The organism is Streptacidiphilus cavernicola (genome assembly GCF_042510955.1).
In the GTDB taxonomy this organism is placed as follows: domain Bacteria; phylum Actinomycetota; class Actinomycetes; order Streptomycetales; family Streptomycetaceae; genus Streptacidiphilus; species Streptacidiphilus cavernicola.
Genome location: NZ_JBHFAB010000015.1, coordinates 84,555 through 105,845 on the forward strand (window position 1 = coordinate 84,555; position 21,291 = coordinate 105,845).

Here is a 21,291-nt window from a genome sequence, read left to right on the forward strand (position 1 = left end):
CCCCGGCGCGACCGGGCGCTGATCAACGATACGCCCACCCCCCGCGTCTCCTGACCCGCCCTCACCCCTCGGCCGGTTCGCCCAGGTCCGCGAGCACTCCACCGCCGTCGAACACGCGGTGGGGCAGCCGAGTTCGCCGAACGCTACGCCGCGTTCAGCCATGCTCAGCACGGCGCCCGCGAGCTGAGCCGCCGCGGCCGATTGTCGGACCCTGCTGGCAGGATCTGTGATCATGACGACCGACCACGATCGAACGATGCCGCCGCTGACCGCCGACGAGCGCACCAACCTCGAAGCCTGGCTCGACTTCTACCGGGCCACCCTGGCCCTGAAGTGCGCGGGCCTGACCGAGGAGCAGCTGCGCAGCGCCTCCGTGCAGCCGTCGCCGCTGACCCTGCTGGGGCTGGTCCGGCACCTGGCCGAGGTCGAACGCAACTGGTTCCGCCGGGTCCTGGCGGGCGAGGACGCACCTCCCCGCTTCGCGACAGCAGCTTCCGGCCGCGACAGCGGCGGTTTCGACCTCTCCGACGTTCCTGCCGACGCCGACGCCGACGCCCCGTTCGCCGCGGCGCTGGCCGCCTGGCGGGAGGAGACCGTCCGGGCCCGCGCCAACTGCGCGGCCAGGGAGTTGGAGGCCACCGTGCCCTTCCCGGGCGGCGGCGAGGTGACCCTGCGCTGGATCTACACCCATATGATCGCCGAATACGCCCGGCACAGCGGCCACGCCGACCTGATCCGTGAACGTATCGACGGCGCCACCGGCGTCTAAGCTCGTGCGGTGCGCATACTCTTCGCCTCGACCGAGGGCTCGGGCCACTTCAATCCGCTGACACCGTTCATCGACGCCTGTGCGAGGCGCGGCGACGAGATCCTGGTGGTGGTTCCGCCGAAGCTCGAAGCGACGGTCGCGGCCCGCGGCTACCCGGCCCGGATCGGCGCGGAGCCGCCCGCGGCGGAGGTCGCGGCGATCTGGGAGCGGTTCCCGACCGTCTCCCGGGACGAGGCCGCGGTGCTGGTCGGCCGGGACCTCTTCGGCCGGCTCTGCACTGCGGCGATGCTGCCGGCGGTCGAGGAGGCGTGCCGTGAGTGGAAGCCCGACCTGGTGCTGCACGAGCCGTGCGAGTACGCCTCGGCGGTGGCGGCAGGGCGGCTGGGCATCCCGCAGGCGCAGGTGGCGATCTCGGCCGCGGAGATCGAGGGCTCGGTCATCGGGATGGTGGCCCCGGTGCTCGCCCCCTACGGCGACCAGATCGTCGAACGGCTGCGCCTGGCCCCGTATCTGACGCGCTTTCCGGCCTCCCTCGACCCGTCGCCGTTCGCGGAGACCCGACGCTTCCGCGAGGCCGTCGAGCCCCGCCGCGCGCCGCTGCCGGACTGGTGGGGCGGCAGCGACGCCCCGCTGGTCTACGTCACGTTCGGCACGGTGGCGGGCGGACTGCCGGGCGGCGCCGCAGCGGTGCGGGCGGCGCTGGAAGCGGTGGCCGGGCTGCCGGTGCGGGTGCTGGCCACGGTCGGCCGGGGCGTCGACGTCTCCACGATCGGCGCTGTTCCGGCCAACACCCGGATCGAGGCGTGGGTGCCGCAGGGCGACGTCCTGGGCACCGCCGCGGCGGTGGTCTGCCACGGCGGCTCGGGGACGACCTTCGGCACGCTGGCGGCGGGGGTGCCGCTGGTCGTCGTGCCGTTCTTCGCCGACCAGCCCGCCAACGCCCGGCTGGTGGACGCGGCCGGCGCGGGCCTGGTGGTCACACCCAGCGGCGGCCCCGAGGACACCATGGGCCGGATCGGCCCCGACGACCCGCCCCGAATCCGCGCCGCGGTCGAGTCAGTCCTCGCCGACCCCGCCTACCGCACCGCAGCCGAGCGCCTTGCCACGGAGATGAGCACCCTGCCCACCATCGACGAACTGCTCACCACCCTCACCGCCGAACTCGCGGCCCGACAGCGGTAGTCGGGGCGAGCGGCCAGCGGGCCCTGTCCTGGGGGGCGGCGAAATTCCGTGGTCGGGCAGGGGGAGGGGCGCTATGCTCGCCGCGATGATGATGCACACGGTGATCAGATCGGGGGTCCTGTCCGCGCAAGGTGAGTGCTGATGCTCACTGAGAACGCGTATGGGGATTCCCGCCTTTCCTTGTGGCTGCGCGTGCGCGAGTTCGCCGTGCCGCTGTCCATGATCGAGACTGCTACCGCCCGCCGCCGCGCGGGGGACTGGGCGGGGGCGTGTGCCGCCGCAGGCGTCGATGTCGATCTCCGGTTGAGGTCGGTCGCGCGGGTCCATGGCTGGGAACTCGCTGCCCGGGTCCGGGCCGATCTGCGGCGACTGGCTCCCGACCTGCTGCGCTGGCACATGCCGAGGGTCGCCCCTGACGGATTGCTGCGGCCGGGGCTGACCGTCGCCCTCGCCCGCTACGACGTTGCGGGGGACGGCGGCGAGAGCCCGGTGCGACTCGTGGCCCGGACCCCGCCCGCCTGGGCCGATGCCGGTCAGCGGATCAGCCTCGCGCTGTGGGACGGAATGGTCCCGGGCCCCTCCCGCTACCCGCACCCCCACCCCGACCGGCGATTCCGTCTCGACCTGCACCGGCATCTGTGGGACGCGGGCAGAAGCGATGAGCTGCGGGTCCGCTCCGGGGCGGACCGGCCGTCAGCCGAGGACCGCCCTGTGAGCGGGACGGAACCGCGGGGACACCACCCGTATGCCGTCGACCGGTGGGCGGCTGAGGCCGCGATCCTGCTCCGCGCGGAGAGAGGGCCCACCAGTGCCGCCGCCGGTGCCGTCGCGGTCCGGCTCGGGTCCCGGGACCGGCTGGTCCTCGACCTGTCCGCGGGTCCGGACGGCGCCGGACCGCCGACTCTGCGGATCTCGGCCGCGCGCCCGGGCGACGGCCCGCCCGCGTCGTCGCTGCCGTTGCTGCCGGACGCGGCGACCTGGGTGCCGCCCGACCTGGAACTGTTCCGCGCGGGGCTGATCGGGGCCGACCGGCTGCACCCGCTGGTCGCCTCCGCCCTGGTCCCGGATCACTCACCGTCCGGTTCGGGTCGGCCTCCTGACGGTGTCGGGCGGCCGCACCTGGTCGAATGCCGGGGGGCTCGGCACCGGATCGGCCTGGTGGACGGCGTCCTGGTCCCGCTGGACCACAAGCCGGACGAGATCCGCCGGGAGGAACTGCTGGTCGCGCTGACCGGTACCCCGCTGCCCTGCCTCCAGGCGATCGACGTGGCGCACCGTCAGCCGGACTGCCTCCCCGGCGTCCGCGAACGCCTGGACCACGGCGACACCGTCGGCGCGCTGGCTGTCGTCGAGAACCTGCTCGGTCCGGAAGCACTGCTGCGCGGCGGCGATCTGTTGGACGCGCTGGAGGCTGCCGCTGCCCGGCGGGTCACCTACGGGCTGTTCCGGGCCGGTTTGATCGGATGCGGCCCCGGCTCCGAGCCCGTGCCGGTGCCCGGGGCCGGGGCAGAGCAGGTCCGTCCCGCCCGCCGCACCGCGGCTGACCGAAAGCTGCGTCGCCGCCGCGCACACCCACGCCACGCGATGTAGCGCCTGCCCGCTGTGCCCGTCTGCCCGCTGCCGACCTGTTGTGCCCCTCCACCCTCCCGTGCCTCCCCGTTCGGACGGGAGGCGCCCGCTTCAGTCCACCTCTGACCAAAGGTGATCACCTATGCCCATAAGCACCCCGTTCGCTGACACTTCCCACCTCTCCCAACTCAACGTCGCCGGTGAGCTCCTCACCCTGCTGCGCCAGGCGGCTACCGAACCGCGACCCGATGTCCAACTGGAGGCGCTGACCCTGGCCGTGGCGGCCGACCTGCCGGTGCTCCTGTGGGGCGAGCCGGGGATCGGCAAGACCGCGGCACTGACCCAGCTCGCCGCGGCCCTGGACCTCCCGCTGACCACGGTGATCGCCAGTGTGCACGAGCCGTCCGACTTCTCCGGGCTGCCCGTCCTCGGCTCCGATCCCGCCGAACAGGGCGTCCCGATGGCTCCGCCGGACTGGGCCGTGCGCCTGGTCCGGGCCGGGCGCGGGCTGCTGTTCCTGGACGAGCTGTCCACCGCTCCGCCGGCCGTCCAGGCCGCCCTGCTCCGGGTCGTCCTGGAACGGCGCATCGGCGCGCTGCGGCTGCCGACCGGGGTCCGGATCGTGGCCGCCGCCAACCCGCGCGCCTCGGCGGCCGACGGCTGGGAGTTGAGCCCGCCGCTGGCCAACCGGTTCGTCCACCTCCAGTGGGTGCACGACCACGAGGTCGTGGTCAGGGGCCTGGGCGGGACCTGGCCGCGGGCGACCCTGCCCCGGCTCGACCCGGAGCGGCTGCCGCAGGCGGTGGCCACCGCACGCCGGGCGGTGTGCGGGCTGCTGGCCGCCCGTCCCGGGCTGGTGCACCGGCTGCCCAGCGGCGAGGCCCGCCGGGGCGGACCCTGGCCGTCGCCTCGGAGCTGGGAGATGACGCTGTGTCTGATCGCCTTCGCGACCGCGGCCGGATCGTCCAGAGAAGTTCTCTCCCTGCTGGTCAGAGGCACGGTGGGGGACGGTCCGGGGCTGGAGCTGATGGCCGGTCTTGACCGGATGGACCTGCCCGACCCCGAGGATCTCCTCGCCGACCCGGCCGCCGCGGTCCTGCCCGAGCGGGGGGACCTGCGGCAGGCCGTGCTCGACGGCGTGGTGGCGGCGGTCCGCAACCGGCCGGACCGGGATCGCTGGGACGCGGCGTGGGCGCTCCTGGTCCGCGCGGTCGAGACCGGGGCCCCGGACCTGGTGGTCGTCCCGGCCACCACGCTCGCCTCGCTGCGGCAGCAGGACTGGGACATCCCGAGGTCGATCGAGCGGCTGGCCGGAACGGTGACCCTGTCCCGGCGCGCGGACCGGGCGGCGGCCCGGATCGCGGTCGCCGCGAAGGGCGGCCTCCACTGATGACCCCTCACCCGCCGTCCGCGCCGACCCTGCTGGCACTGGACCGCGACAAACTCTTCGCCGCCCGGCTGCTCGCCGCCCGAGCCCGGCCCTACCTGGCGGACGCGCTGTTCGCCCTGCGCACGGTGGAGTCGCGGCGGGTGCCGACGATGGCCGTCGACCGGAACTGGCGCTGCTACGTCTCCCCGGCGTTCGTGGCCCGCACTCCGGTGGAGGAACTGGCCGGGGTGTGGGTGCACGAGGTGTCGCACCTGCTGCGCGACCACCACGGGCGCGGCGACCGGTTCGCCCGCGAGCACGGGCTGAGCGGGCCGGGGGAGCGGCTGCGGATGAACATCGCCGCGGACTGCGAGATCAACGACGACGCGTTCGGCGACGGACTGGTCCGGCCCGACGGCGCGGTGGAGCCGAGGCTGCTCGGGCTGCCCGAGGGGCAGTTGATGGAGGACTACCTGCGCGGGTTCCGGCTCGGGCCGCACACCCAGGACCTTGCCTGGCTGGACTGCGGCAGCGGCGCCGACGGACTCGAACGGGAATGGGAGCTGGGACCGGACGGCGCGCACGGCCTCAGCGCGCAGGAACGCGACGTGGTGCGGTTCCGGGTGGCGCAGGGCCTCACCGGCCGTCCGGGCAGTGTGCCGAAGGGGTGGCGGCGATGGGCCGAGGAGGTGTTCCACCCGCCGCAGCCGTGGCGGGAACTGCTGGGCGCGGCGGTCCGGTCGGCGACCTCGGGGCCCGGCGTGGGCGAGGACTACAGCTACAGCCGTCCGTCGCGGCGCTCGGCCGCGGTGCCCGGCACGGTCCTGCCGAGCCTGCGGCGCCGGCCGCCCCGGGTCTGCGTGGTCATCGACACTTCCGGGTCGGTCAGCGACACCGAACTCGGCAGCGCGCTGCTGGAGGTCGCCGCGATCACCCGTGCCGTGGGCGGACGTCGCGACCTGGTCTCCGTGCTGCCGTGCGACGCGGTGGCGCAGACCGTGCACCAGCTGTGCCGGGCCGAGGGGATACCGCTGCTGGGCGGCGGCGGCACGGACCTGCGCGCGGGCTTCGCCAGAGCGCTGCGTTCGAGGCCGAGGCCGGACGTCATCGTGGTGCTGACGGACGGTCAGACCCCCTGGCCGTCCGAACGCCCGCCGTGCCGGACGGTGGTCGGGCTGTTCCCCCGGCAGCACGAAGCCGGGTGGCAGGACGACGAGGAGAATCCCGACTACGCCCCCGACTCGCCGCCGGAGTGGGCCCGGGTGGTCGACATCGGCTCGCCCCCGGGGGCCCGGTGAACGGTCCGGGAACCGCTCGGCGGCGGTGGTCAGGCGGAGCGCTCGCTCGGCGGGCGGCGGCGTAGGGATGCGTCTCGCAGGGCCGGGGGCACGTAGGCCTGGTCGAGGGAGCCGACGTCGGTGCCGGGCGGGACGATCGCGTCGATCCGGTCGAGCACGTCGTCGCCGAGGGCGACGTCGAGGCCGCCGAGCAGGTCGTCGAGGTGGTCCATGGTGCGCGGGCCGATCAGCGCGCTGGTCACGCCGGGGTGGGCGATGGCGAAGGCCATCGCGAGGTGGGTCATCGGCATGCCCGCGTCCGCGGCGACCGGGATGAGCTGTTCCACCGCGTCGATCCGGCGCTCGTCGTTGAGGTGCTTGAAGAGGCCGGCCCGGCGCAGTCCGTTCTCCTGGTCCCTGCGGACCCGACCGGTGAGCAGCCCCTGCGCGAACGGCCCCCACACGAGCGTGCCGATGCCGTACCGCTGGGTGACCGGCAGCACCTCGCGCTCGATGCCGCGGTTGAGCAGGGAGTAGGGCGGCTGCTCGGTGCGGAAGCGCTCCAGGCCGCGCCGCTCGGCCACCCACTGTGCCTCGACGATGTCGGACGCCGGCGCGGTGGACGTCCCGACGGCGCGTACCTTTCCGCCGCGGATCAGGTCCGTCAGCGCGGAGAGGGTCTCCTCGACGTCGGTGCCGGGGTCGAGCCGGTGGATCTGGTAGAGGTCGATGTGGTCGGTCTGCAGGCGGCGCAGCGAGTTCTCGACGGCCTTGACGATCCAGCGGCGCGAGGTGCCCTGCTGGTTGGGGTCGTCGCCCATCGGCCGACTCACCTTGGTCGCCAGGACGACGTTGTCGCGACGTCCCTTGAGGGCCTTGCCGACGACCTCCTCGGAGTCGCCGTAGGCGTCGGCGGTGTCGACGAAGTTGATCCCGGCGTCGAGCGCCTTGTGGATGATGCGGATCGAGTCCCCGTGGTCGGGATTGCCGATGGACGAGGCGAACATCAGCGTGCCCAGGGCGTAGGGGCTGATCCTGATGCCGGTGCGGCCGAGGTTGCGGTACTGCATGGCTGCCTCCCGATGGCTTACTCTGGAGCTAAGCGGAAAGGCTTTCCGCTTGATTTCGACTATACGGAAAGCCTTTCCGGTTATGCAACCGGAGGAGGAGCGAAGGGAAGAGGACTCCTGTGCGAGATGTGCCAGAGAACGCGCCATCACCCTCAACCGCTGCGCCCGCCGTCCCGCGTCGGCTGCGGGCGGACGCCCAGCGCAACGTCACCGCGCTGCTCGACGCCGCGAGGGCGGTCTTCGACAGCACGGGGGTCGACGCCCCGGCGAAGGAGATCACCGACCTGGCCGGACTGGGAGTGGGGACGCTCTACCGCCACTTCCCGCAGCGCTCCGACCTGGTCAAGGCCGTGGTGCAGAGCAACATCGACGCCTGCGCTGCCGCCGGACCACCGCTCAGCGCCGCCCATGAGCCCGGCACGGCCCTGGTGAAGTGGCTCCAGCAGTACACCGAACTCCTGGGCACCAAGCGGGGACTCGCCTCGGCGCTGCACTCGGGCGACCCGGCCTACGACGCCCTGCCCGGCTACTTCCTGCAGCGGCTCACCCCCGCCCTCACCGCGCTGCTCGACGCCGCGGCGGCCGACGGCGCGATCCGTGACGACGTCAGCGCCGGTGACCTGCTGTTCGCCATCGCCCACCTGTGCCTGCCGGTGCCCGGCGCGGACCCCGGCTACAGCGCGCGCATGGTGGGCGTCCTGATCGACGGCCTGCGCAACGGCCCGCGGCAGCGGGGGTGATCTGACCGCGGGGTGACCCTGACCGCGGTGGATCCGGCCGCGGTCGCCTTCGGCAGCGCGCTGCCCGGCGCGGGCCTCGGGTGCGCGCGACCGGCCGGACGAACCCCGCTGGACGGAGAACCCCGCGGGACGGATGAACCCCGCCGTCCCGGTCACACGAGCGGGCCGCGCCCTTCGCCGTCACCGGTCGCCGGGCCGAGGTTGCTCCGCTCCTGGAGCAGGCGTTCCACCGCGTCGGGGTCGTCCGGCGTGATGAAGGGATGGACGAACCGCCCGAGGTCGAGGAGCAGCGCGGTCTGCTTCCCCGGTCGCCCGGGGTCCAGGCTGGCCCAGTAGCGGGGGTTGGCGGTGCCCCAGATCCGCGCGCGTCCCCGCAGCGCACTCGTCTCGACCCGGCGGACCGACCGGATCGCCGGGTACGGGATGCTCTTCGTCCCCCAGGGGAAGTAGTAGCCGCGGATCCGCAGGGCGTCGGGGGTGCACTCGATCCAGCGGTCCCGATAGCCGCTGCCGTCGGTGGTGCTGTCGCTGCTCACGCCGGACCTCCTCCGGTGGCGGGTTCATGCGTACCGGTAGCCTTGCCTGCCCACGCCCCCCTAAACGGTCCGTCGGCGCCGGTGCCCTCGGGCGCCGAACGGAACGGCCCGTTCTGCCGCGATGAGTTTCGGCCGGGTCGGGAGTCCTGTTCCATGGGCGTTGTGTGACGCCACGGAACGAGACAGCACGGAGGGCACCATGACGACCACGTCCGGCACCGCGAGCGGCAGCCTCCCCGGCAAGCCGCCGATCGTCGACCTGGCCACCTGGCAGGCGGCGCGGGACGAGCTGCTGGTGCGCGAGAAGGCGCACACCCACGAGGGCGACGCGATCGCCGCGGCCCGGCGGCGGCTGCCGATGGTGGAGTTCGACGGAAAGGTCGAGGTGGTCGGGCCCGACGGCCCGGTCCCGTTCCTCGACCTGTTCCAGGGCCGCGAGGAGCTCATGGTCTACAAGCACATGTGGCACGACGGCGCGCCGCACCAGGGGCAGTGCGAGGGCTGCACCAACGCCGCCTGGCACCTGAGGGACGCCGTCTACCTCAACGCCGCCGGCATCTCGTACGCCGTCCTGACCACGGGCCGCTGGGACGAGGTGGCTCCCTTCGTCGCCTTCATGGGCTACAGCGACCCCTGGTACTCGGTGCGCGACGTAGAGCCGCCGGTCGGCGGCAGCATGGGCTCCCTCACCTGCTTCCTGCGCGACGGCGACCGGGTGTTCCTCACCTACGCCACGACCGGCCGCGGCAACGAGGCGTTCAGCGGCTCCTTCGCCCTGCTCGACCGGACCCCCTACGGCCGCCGCGAGGCCTGGGAGGACAACCCCGAGGGCTGGCCGGAGGGCAACAACCCGTGCTGGTACTGGCGTCTGGACGTGGACGGGAACCCCACCTGGGGCCCGACCGGCCGTCCCGCGCCGCAGTGGACCCGCCCCGACGCGACCCCCGAGGAGACCCTCGGCCGACAGGGCGACCACCACTGACGCGTCGTCACCGACGGTGCCGGTGGCGGTGGCCGGTGCCGGTGGTCGCCGGTGCCGCTTTCGGCCCGGCTGACGGCGGCTCAGTCGACGACGGCTCAGCTGGACGACGGCTCAGCTGACGGGGAAGCGGGCCCGGAAGGCGGCGCCGTGCGCTGAGTCGGCGACCACGAGGGTGCCGCCGTGGTGCTGGACGATGTCCAGGGCGATCGGGAGACCGAGCCCGGCGCCGCCGTGGTCGCGGCTGCGGGCGTCGTCCAGCCGGGTGAAGCGCTCGAAGATGCGGTACCGGTCGGCGGGCTCGATCGCCTGGCCGTCGTTGTGCACCTCCAGCACGCTCTCGGTCCGGCCCGTGCCACGGTCGGCGTCGCGGTACACACGGACGGTTATCGTCTGCCGGGCGTGCCGTTGGGCGTTGTCCAGCAGGTTGGTGACCAGCCGGGTGAGCCACAGCCGGTTGCCCGGCACCAGGACCTCCTCCTCCGGCAGGTCCAGGATGACCGCGCAGCGCTCGTCGCCGCGGTCGAGGACGGTGCCGCGGACGATCCCGCCGAGGTCGACCGGGGCTGTCGGCCGGTCGACCGGACCAGCGTCCAGCCGGGCCAGCAGCAGCAGGTCCGCGGCCAGGGCCTGCAGCCGGTCGGTGTCCTGCAGGGCTCCTTCGACCAGGCCGGTCCTGACCTCCGGGTCGGGGTGGGTCAGTGCGACTTCGAGCTGGGTCCGCAGGACCGCGATCGGGCTGCGCAGTTCGTGCGAGGCGTCGGCGATGAACTGGCGCTGGCGCTGCCGGGCCAGGTGGAGCCGGTCGAGCATGGCGTTCATGGTGGTGGCGAGTCGGGTGATCTCGTCGTCGCCGCGCGGGATCGGGACCCGGCGGTGCAGCGCCTGCTCGCCGATCGCGGCGACCTCGGTGCGGATCGCCTCCACCGGGCGCAGCGCGCGGCCGGTGACGCGCCAGGTGACCAGTCCGACGGTGAGCAGGAGCAGCGGGCAGCCGACGGCCAGGACGAAGGCGGTGGTGGACTCGGCGGCGTCGGCCGCGCGCAGCGAGACCCCGGCGCGGACGACGACCTGGCCCTGGGGCGTGTCGGTGGCGACGCTGGTCACTTGCTGGTGCAGCTCGACGCCCAGCGGACCCACGTCCCACCCCTTGGCGGCGACGGCGACCCGGGCGGGGACCTTGGCGCCCCGGGGCCCGACGGGGGCGATCGGGGGAACGGGCTTGATGGCTGGGAGCCCGGCGATGTTCTGGCTCGCCGCGATGACCTTCCCGTCGGCGTCGACCACCTGGATGAAGTCGGCGCCGTGGTCCAGCGGGACCAGTTTGGTCAGCCGTCCGTCGGCCGCGAGCTTGGCGACCGCCACGGCCTGCAGCTGTGCTCCCTGTTCGGCATTGCCGTGCAGGTCGGCGCGCAGCAGCGAGAGCATGGCCAGCGAGGCCACGCCGAGGGCGACGGCCACCACCAGCGAGGCGGCGAGGGTGGCGCGGGCGCGTACCGAGCTGGGGGTCAGCCGGGCGCGGACGGCACGGACCCGGCGTCCGACGGCGTGAACGCCCCGTCCGGCCGGGTGCGTGTCCGCGGGCGCCGCCGCCTCCGCCGCGACCGCCGCCTCCGCCACGACCGGTTCAGCCACCGTCCACCGCCAGGCGGTAGCCGACGCCGCGCACGGTCTGCACGGCGGTGCGGCCGAACGGAGTGTCGATCTTCCGGCGCAGGGCGCTGACGTGGACCTCGACCACGTTGGGGTCGCCGTCGTAGTTCCGGTCCCAGACGTGGTCGAGGATGTCGCGCTTGGAGACCACCTGCCCGGCGCGCAGGGCCAGCTGCTCCAGGACGGCGAACTCCCGGGCGGTGAGGTGGATCGTGCCGCTGGCCCGGGTGCAGGTGCGGGCGGAGACGTCGATGGCCAGGTCGCCCAGCCGCAGGACCTGGGGCGGTCGGCTGCCGAGTCTGCGCGCGAGCGCGCGCAGCCGGGCGACCAGCACCATGAAGGAGAACGGCTTGGACAGGAAGTCGTCGGCCCCGGTGTCCAGGGCCTCCGCCTCGTCCCATTCGCCGTCCTTGGCGGTGAGCATGAGGATGCCGGCGTCGTTGCCCGCCGCGCGGAGCATGGAGCAGACCCGGTAGCCGTTGAGGCCGGGCAGCATGATGTCGAGGACGATCACGTCATAGGGGGCACGACCGGCCTGCCGCAGTCCGGTGACCCCGTCGAGGGCGACGTCGACGACGAAGCCCTCCGCCTCCAGTCCGCGCTGCAGTGCGGCGGCCAGCCGCCGTTCGTCCTCGACCACCAGTACGCGCACCGGTACAGGATGACAGCTCGGGCAACCGGCTGGCTGAAGAGGTCTTCAGGATCTTCAGCAGGCCTTCAGGAGCGGTGGTGCATCCTCGGCACCATCTGGCCCTCCCGGGCCGCCGACGACCTTACGGAGCCGAGATGACCGAACCTGTACTGCCGGAACCCGTGCCGCCGAACACGCCCGACCACACCGACCGGCCCGTGCCACCGGAGGAGGCGGAGACTGCGGAGCCGACGGCGAAGGCGGAACTGTCGAAGGCCCGCCGCTGGGCGACCGGCCGCCGGTCGCGCCTGGTCGCGGCCGGGGCAGCAGTCGTCGTGGTGGTGGTCGGCGGAACGGTGCTGGCCACCGCGGCCGTGGTGCGCCACCAGGGCGAGCGGTTCGGGGTGCGCGCCGTGGCGGTGGGTCCGGCGGGCCCAGTGGGTCCGGACGGCTTGCCCGGCTTGCCCGGCGTCAAGCGGGTCATGGTCGGCGCCCCGGACGGTCCGCTGGGATCGGTCGTGGTGAAGGGCAGCCAGGCGATGTCGCAGGCCGTCCCCGGGGGTGCGGGGACGCGGCTCGCGCCCGCCCCGCTGCCCTCGCTCCCGGCGGACCAGGCCGCACAGAAGGCCGCCGCCACAGTGTCCGGCGGCAAGGTCGAGTCGCTGGAGCCGGTCCCCGAACAGGGCGGCGGCACCGCCTGGCAGGTCACCGTGCTGGGCCCCGACGGCATACGCCACCTGATCACGCTGGACGGGACCAGCGGCACCGTCACCGGCAACACCGTCGTCGACGGCTGACTCCGGGTCAGGTTCCGGCTTCGGCTCTGAACGTTGGCTCTGAACTTTGGCTCAGGGCGTCGCCGCGAGGCCGAGGCTGTCGGCGATTGCGGCAGGGAGGGTGTCGGCGTGGGCGGCGGGGTTGTCCGTCGCCCAGCAGACGTAGCCGTCGGGGCGGATGAGCAGGGCGGCGGCGTCCAGTACGGTGCCCGCCTCGCCGCCGGTGGCGGTGCCGGTGCCGCTGCTCCCGCTGCCGGTGGCGGTGGCGCGGACGAGGTCGACCCGCGGGGGGAGGGAGAGGTCGGAACGGACGGCTCCGGACAGGTCGAGCAGGACGGCGTGTCCGGAGCGGAGCAGCGCCGACAGCCGGGTGGGTCCTGCGTCGGTGACCAGGTCGGCGTCAGGTATCCGCCGGCCGGTGAGTGAGTGTTCACCAACCAGCGGGTAATGCAGTGCGAGGCCGGACATCAGGCCCGCGAGGTGGCGGTTGGCGTCGGGCAGCCGCAGCAGGTCGATGACGATGTCGCGCAGCGCGGCCACGTCCTCGCTCGGCCTCGGGCCCGCCAGGACGCGCTGCGCCGAGGTGTGGTGCAGGACCTGGGCCCCGACCGGATGGCGCTCGGCGTGGTAGCTGTCCAGGAGGCTGCTCGGCGCCCGGCCCTGGACGACCGCGGCCAGCTTCCAGCCGAGGTTGAACGCGTCCTGTATGCCGAGGTTGAGACCCTGGCCGCCCAGCGGCGGGTGGATGTGCGCGGCGTCGCCCGCGAACAGCACCCGGCCGGACCGGTACTGCTCCAACTGCCGGGTGGCGTCGGTGAACCGGGAGGCGTTCTCGACGGCGCCGAGGACCGTCCCTTCGCCGTACACGGCCTGGAGTGCGGTGTCGACCTCCTGGTGGGTGACCGGGGTGTCGCCGGGGTCGTCCGCCTGGCCGGCCCGCCCGAAGGTGATCCCGTACCGGTCGCCGCCGCGGGGGACCAGCATGGCCCAGTAGCCGCCCGCCTGACGGGTCAGCGCGCTCATGTGCCCCACCTGCTCCGGCACCAGCGGCGACACGGCGGACAGCCGGATGTCGGCCAGCACGGCCTGATGCGTCCCCGGCCTGCCGGGGAACGGCAGCCCGAGCAGTTTCCGCACCGTGCTGTGGCCGCCGTCGCAGGCCACGAGGTAGCGGGCCCGCACCCGCAGACCGTCCGCGGTCACGACGACGACCGCGTCGTCGTCACCCTCCACGGCAGCGGCGCCTGCCGTACCCGTCGCGACCGGCGCACCTGCCTCGACCTCCGCCACGGCCGCGCCGCGCCGCACCCGCGCGCCCGCGGCGACCGCTCGTTCCTCCAGCACCGCTACGACTTCCCCCTGCGGGATCGCGATCGGGAACGGGTGCCGGGTCTGCCAGGGGCTGCAGTCCAGCGGCACCGGCAGGGCCGCGAAGTGCCCGCCGACCGGCTCGCCCGGCACGGCCCGCCGCAGCAGCGGTTCCAGCAGCCCGCGCGACTCCAGCAGTTCGGCGGTGCGCGGCTGGATCCCGCCACCCTTGGCCTGCTCGGTGCGCTCGGGCAGCTTCTCCAGCACCAGGGTCTCGACTCCGGCCAGGGCCAGTTCGTACGCCAGCATCAGTCCGGTCGGGCCCGCGCCCGCGATGACGACCTCGGTCGTGCTGTCGGTCAACGCCTTCATCCGTCCCACCTCTCGATTTCTCGCCTCGGGGTAAATGTATACCAAGTGCAGAAATATCCCGAGGGCAGTCTCCTGCTACGGTGTGGAGCGTGGACGGCAAGCCAGGCAATCCAGGGCTGCGGGAGCGGAAGAAGCAGCGGACCCATGCGGCGATCTCCGACGCGGCGATCACGCTGTTCCTGGAGCACGGCTTCAACCAGGTGTCGGTGGCCGAGGTGGCCGAGGCGGCCGAGGTGTCCAAGCGCACGCTTTTCGCCTACTTCCCGGCGAAGGAGGACCTCGTGGTGCACCGCCTCGCCGACCACGAGACCGAACTCGCCCGCGTGGTGCGGGCCCGCCCGCCCGGCACCGATCCGCTGGCCGCGGTGAGTGAGCACTTCCTCACCGGGCTGCGCGAACGGGACCCGATCACCGGGCTCAACGACCACCCCCAGGTGCGGCGGGTCCGCCGGATGATCCTCGACGCGCCCACGCTGGTCGCCCGGATGGACCGGTTCAAGACCGGAGCCGAACGCGCACTCGCCCAGGCGCTGCGGGAGACGGCGGACGTCCCGGAACTCACCGCGAGGCTGGCCGCGGTCCAGATCGTCGGCGTCCGCTGGGCGCTGGCCGACGACAACGCCGAACGTCTGGAGCACGGCGAGTCGGCCGACGAGCGCTACCCGGACGCGGTGGCCGCCGCGGAACTCGGGTTCGCGCTCCTGGAGAACGGACTGCGGCAGCTGACCCCGCGGCGGTGACGCCCGCAGCGGAGGCCGCAGCGAAGCCAGGCCTGACTCTCCGTCAGGACACTCCTCGTCAGGATGCTCTCCGTCAGGACGCCGCCTCCGTGCCGTCCCGCTGCTCGTCGGCGGGCGCCGGTGCCGGAGCCGGGACCGGCGGCTGTGCCGGGGGCAGCGCCTGTGCTGGAGGCGTCGCCTGGTCGAACACCACGCGGACGTTCTCGAAGGTCTTGTAGGACTCGGTGGTGGCGTAGGAGGTGTAGGCGCGCTTGTCCGCCCCGGTGAGGGTGAGGTCGTCGACGAAGGGGGCGAGCAGGTTGCGCGGCCACAGGTGGTGGGCCCGCACCGCCGCGCTCTGCGCGCACAGCACGAAGGTCATCGCGCCGAGGTAGAGCCAGGCGAGCAGGCCCAGCACGATGGCGAACATGCCGTAGGTGGCCGTGCTGCCGCGCAGCGTGTGGTTGACGCTGTAGGTGCTCGCGACCAGCAGGACCTGCCAGATCACCGCCCCGGCCACCGCCTCGGGCCACAACTGCGACCGGCGCAGCACACGGGCCGTCAGGACCTGGAACGTCAGCATGATCAGCGCGGCGTTCAGCGCGACCGAGAACACGACGGCGCCGATCCGCGCGGCCCAGCTGATGTCGACGCCGAAGACGTGCGAGGTGGACGACAGCGCGGTCAGGGCGGCGGTGAGGATGACGCCGGTGGCGAGCAGGCCGAGCAGCAGCAGGCTGCGCAGTCGGCTCACCAGCGGGTTGGGACGGAGGTGGCGGGGCACGGCCCAGATCCGGTTGAGGGCGTTCTGCGCCGCCTGCGCCACGCCGATGGCGCCGTAGAGGCTGCCGGCGATGCCCACGGCGAGGGCGAAGGCGTTGCCGTGGAAGGAGTGGATGTTCGCGCCGATCTGGTCCCCGATGACCGGGAACTGGTTCAACGCCGAGTGCAGGACCTGCTGTTGCAGGTGGGGGCTGCCGTGCAGGGCGAAGCCCAGGCCGGTGGTCAGCAGCAGGAGCAGCGGGAACAGGGACACGAAGCCGTAGTAGGTGAGCAGGGCGGCCTGGTAGGTGCCCTGGTCCTCGACGAACTTGTAGACGACGCCCAGCGGGAGGCTCAGCCAGCGGTGGCGGCGCTGGTAGTCGTCGAGGCGGTCGATGATCGTGGCCAATGCCCGGTCCTTCGGTCGAGGTCGCGCCCTGCGTTCGGCAGAGTCCGTGTACCCCGCAGACGCGCCGACAGCCCTGGAGCAGCAGACACCGCCGCTCCAGGGCTTGTCGGCTCACCGCATCGGCTCACCGCGTCGGCTCGGCCGCCGCCCGCTCAGTCCCGCTCGGTAGCCGACGGCGTGCGCGCCTCCGGTGCGCGCCGCGGCGTTCCCTCCGCTCCGGGCGCCGTCGGCTCGCCGCTGTCGGAGGCGGGAGCGGGGACAGGAACGGAGGCAGGGACGGGCGCGGGGTTTGCGCCCCGCAGCATCGAGGCGAGGGCGGCGAGGAAGGCCAGGGCCGCGCCGAACGCGAAGACGACGACCAGGCCGGAGTGGAACGGCCCGGAGATCAGGTTCGGGAAGAACTCACGCCCGGTCAGCGCCTGCTGCTGCGCCGCCGTCAGCCGGGTCAGCGCGCCGGTCGGCTGGAGCAGGTGCTGCATCGGATTGACGCCCAGTTGGGCGGCGAACAGCGAGGAGACCGGGGGCAGGCCGCCGACCTGGGCGGCGATGTGGGCCGGCACGCCCTGCTGCTGGAGGCCGGTGGTGAGCGTGTGCGGGAGGCTGCGGGCCAGCCCGGCGATCATGAGGGAGAAGAACGCCCCGATCGAGACCGCTGTGCCGGAGTTCTGGAAGGTGGCGCGCATGCCCGAGGCGACGCCGCGCAGCCCCGCGGGGACGCTGCCCATGATCGACGACGAGTTGGGCGAGGCGAACATCCCGCTGGCGATCCCGTTGAGCGCGATCAGCACGGCGAAGACCCAGTAGCTGAAGTCGATCGGAAGGAGCATCAGGCCCAGGAAGCTGGCGCCGAACAGCAGCGCGCCGCCGGTGGCCAGCCCGCGCGAGCCGATCCGGTCGGACAGGTAGCCCGAGACGGGCCCGGCGGCGAGGAACCCGGCGGTCAGCGGCAGCATGAAGATGCCCGCCCACAGCGGGGTGGCGCTGTAGTCGTAGCCGTGCAGTGGCAGCCAGATGCCCTGGAGCCAGATGATCAGCACGAACTGCATCCCGCCCCGGCCGATCGAGATGGCCAGGCCGGCCAGGTTGCCGAAGGTGAAGGCACGCCGCCGGAACAGGCTCAGCTGAATCATCGGTGCGGCGACCCGCCTCTCGACCACGGTGAACGCCGACAGCAGCGCGAGGCCGCCCACGACCAGACCGATGACCAGCGGGTTGGTCCAGCCCATGGTGTGCCCGCCGTAGGGCTGGAGGCCGAAGGTGACCGCGATCAGGATCGCGCTCAGCCCCACCGCGAAGGTGACGTTGCCCCACCAGTCGATCCGCCCGCCGCCGCGCTGCCCGGTCTCGCGCAGCGTCCGGTAGGCCCACACCGTGAAGAAGACGCCGACCGGGACGTTCACCCAGAACACCGCGCGCCAGTCCCAGGCCGCGAGCAGGCCGCCGGCCACCAGGCCGATGAACATCCCGCCCAGTCCGGCGACCTGGTTGACGCCCAGGGCGAAGCCGCGCTGCTCCTTGGGGAAGGCGTCGGTCAGGATCGCGGCCGAGTTCGCCACCAGCATCGACCCGCCGACCGCTTGCAGCAGCCGCCAGCCGATCAGCCACATCGCGCCGTGGCCGCCGTCGAAGGGGTCGAACGACAGCAGGATCGAGGCCAGAGTGAAGACCGCGAACCCCGAGTTGTAGATCCGGACCCGGCCGAACATGTCGCCCAGTCGGCCCACGGTGACCACCAGGACGGCCTGGACCAGCCGGTAGCCCATGATCATCCACAGCAGGTAGGCGATGTTGCCCGGTGCCAGCGGGTCCAGGTGCACGCCCCGGAAGATCGAGGGCAGTGCGATCAGCACGATGGAGCCGTCCAGCGCGGACATGAAGACCGCGGCGGTGGTGTTGGTCAGCGCCGTCCACTTGTAGCGGTCGCTGGCACGGCCGGTGGCGCCGTTGGCGGCACCGCTGGCGGCACGGCCGGTGTCGGGGGCGGTCGCGTCGTTGCTCATATGTTCTGCGCCAGTCGTTCCAGCAGCGGCGCGGCCGTTGCGAGTTGCCTCAGTTCCTCGGGGGTGAAGGTGTCGCCGAGGGCGCGGGCGAACAGCTCGGCCCTGGCGTTGCGCTTCTCGCTGAGCTCCTGCCGCCCGGCGTCGGTCACGTTCAGGATCACCCGTCGGCCGTCCTGCGGGTCCGGACGCCGCTCGACCATGCCGCGGGCCTGCAGCGCGCCGAGGGTGGCCCCCATCGCCTGCGCGGTGATCTGCACCTGCCGGGCCAGCTCCGAGGAGGTCGCCGGGCCGGAGTGGTCCAGCCGGGACAGGGCCTGCCGTTCGGGCAGCGAGAGGCCGCCGCCGGTGGGGATCTGCCGCACCCGTCTCAGCAGCATGCCGACGCTCGCGAGCAGGGTCGCGGCGATCCGGTCGACGTCGATGCCCGCGTCGGCGCCCGTGTCTGCGTCCACGTCCGCAGGGTCCGTGTCATCGTTCATGTGCTAAAGCTACGTTATAAAGCAGCCTTAGCAATAGGGTGCCGCGCCCGTGGAAAAGCAGAAGGGGTGTGCGCGGCCGACCGGCCGTGCACACCCCACTGCTTCACTGCGTCAGTTCACCCGGGGGTCAGCCCGCGTGCGCGCCCCGCTGCTTGCGCAGGAAGAGCACCACGCCGCCGCCGATGACCACGAGCGCCGCACCGACACCGGCAATGACCGGGGTGGTGCTGCTCGCACCGGTCTCGGCCAGGCCGCCGCTCGCGGAGGGCGAGGGAGTGGCCGGACCCGAGGCGGGGGAGGTCGCCGTGGCCGAGACCGACGGGGTCGGGCTCGCGCTCGGCGTGCCGCCGCCACCGGTGGGCTGGCACTTCAGCGCGCCGGTGAAGGTCTTGCTGAAGTCGTTCGGGCCGGTGACGGTGATGCTGTAGGTGTCACCCTCCTTGACCGGGACCAGCACGGTCTCGCTGGCGCCCGGCGCGACGGTGACCGACTGGCCGTTGACCTGCGCGGTCCACGGCTGGTCGCCGCCGTTGCTCACGACGACGTCCACGCCGCCCTGCTTGCAGTCCTCGGTGGCGTTGGCCGCCGGGACCGGGCCCTTGGGCGCCCACGAGGCCGAGGCCGAGGCGCTGACCTGGACCGGGGCAGTCCCGGCGAGGATCATCGTCTGGCTGTTGCCCTTCAGGGCCTTGAACGCGCGGCCGACCGGGAGGTTGGTCGTGGTCGAGGCGGTGAGCTGCGCGGTGCCCGCGTCGGCGCCCGCGGGCACCTTCACATACAGCTTGTCGTTGTTGCCCGCATTGGTGACGGCCTGTCCGTTTCCGTCGACCAGCTGCACCCCGCTCGGCGCGGTGAGCTTGACGTCCACCGACTTGGCGTTGGTGGTCACCGTGATCGGTCCGAGCTTGTCACCGCTCTGGCCCGCGACCGAGGCCGGGGAGAGGGCGAGCGAGGGGGCCGGCTCGGAGACGTTGGTGGCGTTCTGCTCCAGCCAACTGGCGACCGCCGTGGTGGTCTTGTCCTTGCTGGTGGCGTCCGTCTTGTCGGAGAAGTGCCAGATTGCGATCTGGGTCGCGGCGGCGGCCTCGTCCTGGGTCAGGCCGTTGACGCCGGCCTCCTGGGCCAGGGCGGACGCGCTGAGCACCGGGTAGCTGTGCTCCAGGATCCACTGGATCTTGCCGCGGTCCGGGTTGTTGGAGAGCACGGACTGGTCCCAGCCGGTCTCCTGGTACTTCACCCCGGAGCTGGTGCCGTGGTAGAGGTCGATGCAGTAGACCTCCAGGCTCTGCCCGTCCTCCTTGAGCGCCACCGTCCCGGCGGTGCCCCGCCCCTCGTGGGGGATGTCGACGCTCTGGCCGTGCAGTACGTTGCCGAGAACGGCGACCGCACTGCCGTTCTGGTCCGCCGCCGCCGTCGTAGCCGTCGTCAGCGCACCCGCCGCGAACGCCCCCGCCGCCAGCAGCGCGGCACCGAGCCTCACTGCTCCCCGCCCTGGTATTCCGAACATGCCTTGCCCTTTCGATGGTTCCAGGGGCTACGCGGCACCACGTTCGCTTGGTCCGCTGACGCGGCAGCAGATCGCGTGCCCCCTGTGGCAAGGGCATACTAGTGGGATTTACCTAACTTTCCTTACTCGGGGGTAGAGCATGTCAAGAAGTGCTCTGTTCGAGAGCACCTCTTGACCTTTCCCGCTCAGACCGGGCAGACGTTCGACCTCATCGGGGGCGGTGGCCTCGGCCTCGGTGGCCTCAGCCGCGGGTGTAGGTGTAGACGGTGGTGGCCGCGCCGCAGATGCTGGGCTGGATCACCTCGACCCGCAGGACGCCGGTGGCGGTGTCGTAGTCGTCGCCCTCGGCCTCGAAGCTGCCCGAGCAGATGCTGGTCTGCGGGATCGGGGCGAGGTCGGTGACGTGGCCGGTGATGTCGGCGCCGTCCAGGGCGTGCGGCAGGTCCACCTCCAGCAGCGGCTTGTCGTCGCCGAACAGCGAGCGGCTGGAGTCGTCGGAGACGCAGAGCAGTTGGGTGGCGCTGGTGAAGTCGCAGCCCTGGATGTCGTTGACCGGGTGGTCCAGCCGGATCTCGTCGGACAGCGCGAGGCTGCCGCCGGTGGCCGGGGTCGCCGGGTTCAGCAGCGGGGTGGGGTAGATCTGCAGGTGGTCCATGGTGCCCCACTCGCCGGCCACCATCCACTGGGTGTCGGGGGAGACCGCGTCGAAGGAGTTGTTGTAGAGCTCGCCCGGGACCAGGGCGTGGGTGTACTCGTAGGCGGCGCCGGATGGCGTGGTGACCCGGAACATCTTGCTGGTGGGAGTGGAGGCGCCGCTCTGGTAGGCGTCGAAGACATAGCCGCCGACCGAGTCCGGGTCGCCGATGTGGCTCCAGCCCTGGACCAGCACGGACAGCGGGATCGAGCCCGCGCCCCGGTAGAGGACCGTGTCGCTGCCGTTGTGCACGGTGGTGACGCCCTCCCCGGCGGTGAGGGTGCTGTGCTGGCTGCTCCCGGTGACGGTCCAGCCGGAGCCCGCGGCGTGCGCGCCGAGGACCGGCGCGAGCGCCGTCGCGGCGCAGGTGGCGGCGGCCACGACGACAGATCGACGGGCGGCCTTGGTCCGGTACGGTGCGCGCATGGGTGACGCTCCCTCACATGGGCGGGACGGTGGATCCGAGGACCGCACCAGTCTTCCCAAACGG

19 protein-coding genes are annotated in these 21,291 nt (G+C 72.9%); 9 read left to right on the forward strand and 10 right to left on the reverse strand.

Annotated features, from left to right (window positions below; translation table 11 throughout):
* Positions 1 to 256: 256 nt before the first annotated feature.
* The 5 genes from ACEZDE_RS20655 (at position 257) to ACEZDE_RS20675 (ending at position 6,187) form a co-directional block, all read left to right on the forward strand.
* Positions 257 to 769, forward strand: coding sequence for a DinB family protein (locus tag ACEZDE_RS20655; protein ID WP_380538059.1), 513 nt, complete (start codon positions 257 to 259; stop codon positions 767 to 769).
* Between the two features lie 9 nt (positions 770 to 778).
* Positions 779 to 1,951: a glycosyltransferase gene (locus ACEZDE_RS20660; protein ID WP_380537906.1), complete on the forward strand. Its 1,173-nt coding sequence runs from the start codon at positions 779 to 781 to the stop codon at positions 1,949 to 1,951.
* A gap of 141 nt (positions 1,952 to 2,092) precedes the next feature.
* On the forward strand, positions 2,093 to 3,541 hold the full coding sequence (locus tag ACEZDE_RS20665; RefSeq protein WP_380537908.1) for a hypothetical protein: 1,449 nt from the start codon (positions 2,093 to 2,095) through the stop codon (positions 3,539 to 3,541).
* 121 nt (positions 3,542 to 3,662) lie between these two features.
* Positions 3,663 to 4,910, forward strand: a complete 1,248-nt coding sequence (locus tag ACEZDE_RS20670; protein WP_380537910.1) for an AAA family ATPase — start codon at positions 3,663 to 3,665, stop codon at positions 4,908 to 4,910.
* A complete protein-coding gene (locus tag ACEZDE_RS20675; protein WP_380537912.1) occupies positions 4,910 to 6,187 on the forward strand; it encodes a vWA domain-containing protein in 1,278 nt (425 codons plus the stop codon). Before ACEZDE_RS20670 ends, ACEZDE_RS20675 begins: the two co-directional genes overlap by 1 nt.
* Positions 6,188 to 6,216: 29 nt before the next feature.
* Here the strand turns inward: ACEZDE_RS20675 and ACEZDE_RS20680 are convergent, their stop codons facing one another.
* Positions 6,217 to 7,236, reverse strand: a complete 1,020-nt coding sequence (locus tag ACEZDE_RS20680; protein ID WP_380537914.1) for an aldo/keto reductase — start codon at positions 7,234 to 7,236, stop codon at positions 6,217 to 6,219.
* A 128-nt stretch (positions 7,237 to 7,364) separates the two neighbouring features.
* Here ACEZDE_RS20680 and ACEZDE_RS20685 point away from each other — a divergent pair, with 128 nt between their 5' ends.
* Complete coding sequence (locus ACEZDE_RS20685; protein ID WP_449341710.1) at positions 7,365 to 7,976, forward strand: TetR/AcrR family transcriptional regulator; 612 nt, start codon at positions 7,365 to 7,367, stop codon at positions 7,974 to 7,976.
* 152 nt (positions 7,977 to 8,128) lie between these two features.
* Here ACEZDE_RS20685 and ACEZDE_RS20690 read toward each other — a convergent pair whose 3' ends face one another.
* The gene (locus ACEZDE_RS20690) at positions 8,129 to 8,512 is read right to left on the reverse strand and encodes a hypothetical protein (RefSeq protein ID WP_380537918.1); all 384 of its coding nucleotides are present in this window, start codon (positions 8,510 to 8,512) and stop codon (positions 8,129 to 8,131) included.
* A gap of 199 nt (positions 8,513 to 8,711) precedes the next feature.
* Between ACEZDE_RS20690 and ACEZDE_RS20695 the strand changes: the two genes are divergently transcribed.
* Complete coding sequence (locus ACEZDE_RS20695; RefSeq protein ID WP_380537920.1) at positions 8,712 to 9,494, forward strand: DUF899 family protein; 783 nt, start codon at positions 8,712 to 8,714, stop codon at positions 9,492 to 9,494.
* 111 nt (positions 9,495 to 9,605) lie between these two features.
* Here the strand turns inward: ACEZDE_RS20695 and ACEZDE_RS20700 are convergent, their stop codons facing one another.
* Positions 9,606 to 11,126 carry a sensor histidine kinase gene (locus ACEZDE_RS20700; RefSeq protein WP_380537922.1) on the reverse strand — a complete coding sequence of 507 codons (1,521 nt, stop codon included), beginning with the start codon at positions 11,124 to 11,126 and terminating at the stop codon, positions 9,606 to 9,608.
* Positions 11,119 to 11,796, reverse strand: coding sequence for a response regulator transcription factor (locus ACEZDE_RS20705; protein ID WP_380537925.1), 678 nt, complete (start codon positions 11,794 to 11,796; stop codon positions 11,119 to 11,121). Before ACEZDE_RS20705 ends, ACEZDE_RS20700 begins: the two co-directional genes overlap by 8 nt.
* A gap of 134 nt (positions 11,797 to 11,930) precedes the next feature.
* On the opposite strand from ACEZDE_RS20705, the gene ACEZDE_RS20710 reads away from it, so the two are divergent.
* The gene (locus ACEZDE_RS20710) at positions 11,931 to 12,572 is read left to right on the forward strand and encodes a hypothetical protein (protein ID WP_380537927.1); all 642 of its coding nucleotides are present in this window, start codon (positions 11,931 to 11,933) and stop codon (positions 12,570 to 12,572) included.
* Between the two features lie 51 nt (positions 12,573 to 12,623).
* On the opposite strand, the gene ACEZDE_RS20715 is transcribed toward ACEZDE_RS20710, so the two are convergent.
* On the reverse strand, positions 12,624 to 14,231 hold the full coding sequence (locus ACEZDE_RS20715) for an FAD-dependent monooxygenase (RefSeq protein WP_380537930.1): 1,608 nt from the start codon (positions 14,229 to 14,231) through the stop codon (positions 12,624 to 12,626).
* A gap of 89 nt (positions 14,232 to 14,320) precedes the next feature.
* Here ACEZDE_RS20715 and ACEZDE_RS20720 point away from each other — a divergent pair, with 89 nt between their 5' ends.
* On the forward strand, positions 14,321 to 14,971 hold the full coding sequence (locus tag ACEZDE_RS20720; protein WP_380537932.1) for a TetR/AcrR family transcriptional regulator: 651 nt from the start codon (positions 14,321 to 14,323) through the stop codon (positions 14,969 to 14,971).
* A gap of 73 nt (positions 14,972 to 15,044) precedes the next feature.
* Here ACEZDE_RS20720 and ACEZDE_RS20725 read toward each other — a convergent pair whose 3' ends face one another.
* The 5 genes from ACEZDE_RS20725 to ACEZDE_RS20745 form a co-directional block, all read right to left on the reverse strand.
* Positions 15,045 to 16,121 (reverse strand): YihY/virulence factor BrkB family protein, encoded by a 1,077-nt coding sequence (locus tag ACEZDE_RS20725; protein WP_380537934.1) that lies wholly within the window; start codon positions 16,119 to 16,121, stop codon positions 15,045 to 15,047.
* Between the two features lie 152 nt (positions 16,122 to 16,273).
* Entirely contained in the window at positions 16,274 to 18,121 is a 1,848-nt protein-coding gene (locus ACEZDE_RS20730; protein WP_380537936.1) for an MFS transporter, read from the reverse strand.
* Positions 18,118 to 18,573 carry a MarR family winged helix-turn-helix transcriptional regulator gene (locus tag ACEZDE_RS20735; RefSeq protein ID WP_380537938.1) on the reverse strand — a complete coding sequence of 152 codons (456 nt, stop codon included), beginning with the start codon at positions 18,571 to 18,573 and terminating at the stop codon, positions 18,118 to 18,120. The genes ACEZDE_RS20730 and ACEZDE_RS20735 overlap by 4 nt, the downstream gene beginning before the upstream one ends.
* A gap of 154 nt (positions 18,574 to 18,727) precedes the next feature.
* The gene (locus tag ACEZDE_RS20740) at positions 18,728 to 20,080 is read right to left on the reverse strand and encodes a Cys-Gln thioester bond-forming surface protein (RefSeq protein ID WP_380537940.1); all 1,353 of its coding nucleotides are present in this window, start codon (positions 20,078 to 20,080) and stop codon (positions 18,728 to 18,730) included.
* Positions 20,081 to 20,348: 268 nt separating this feature from the next.
* The gene (locus ACEZDE_RS20745; RefSeq protein WP_380537942.1) at positions 20,349 to 21,227 is read right to left on the reverse strand and encodes a hypothetical protein; all 879 of its coding nucleotides are present in this window, start codon (positions 21,225 to 21,227) and stop codon (positions 20,349 to 20,351) included.
* Between the last annotated feature and the right edge of the window lie 64 nt (positions 21,228 to 21,291).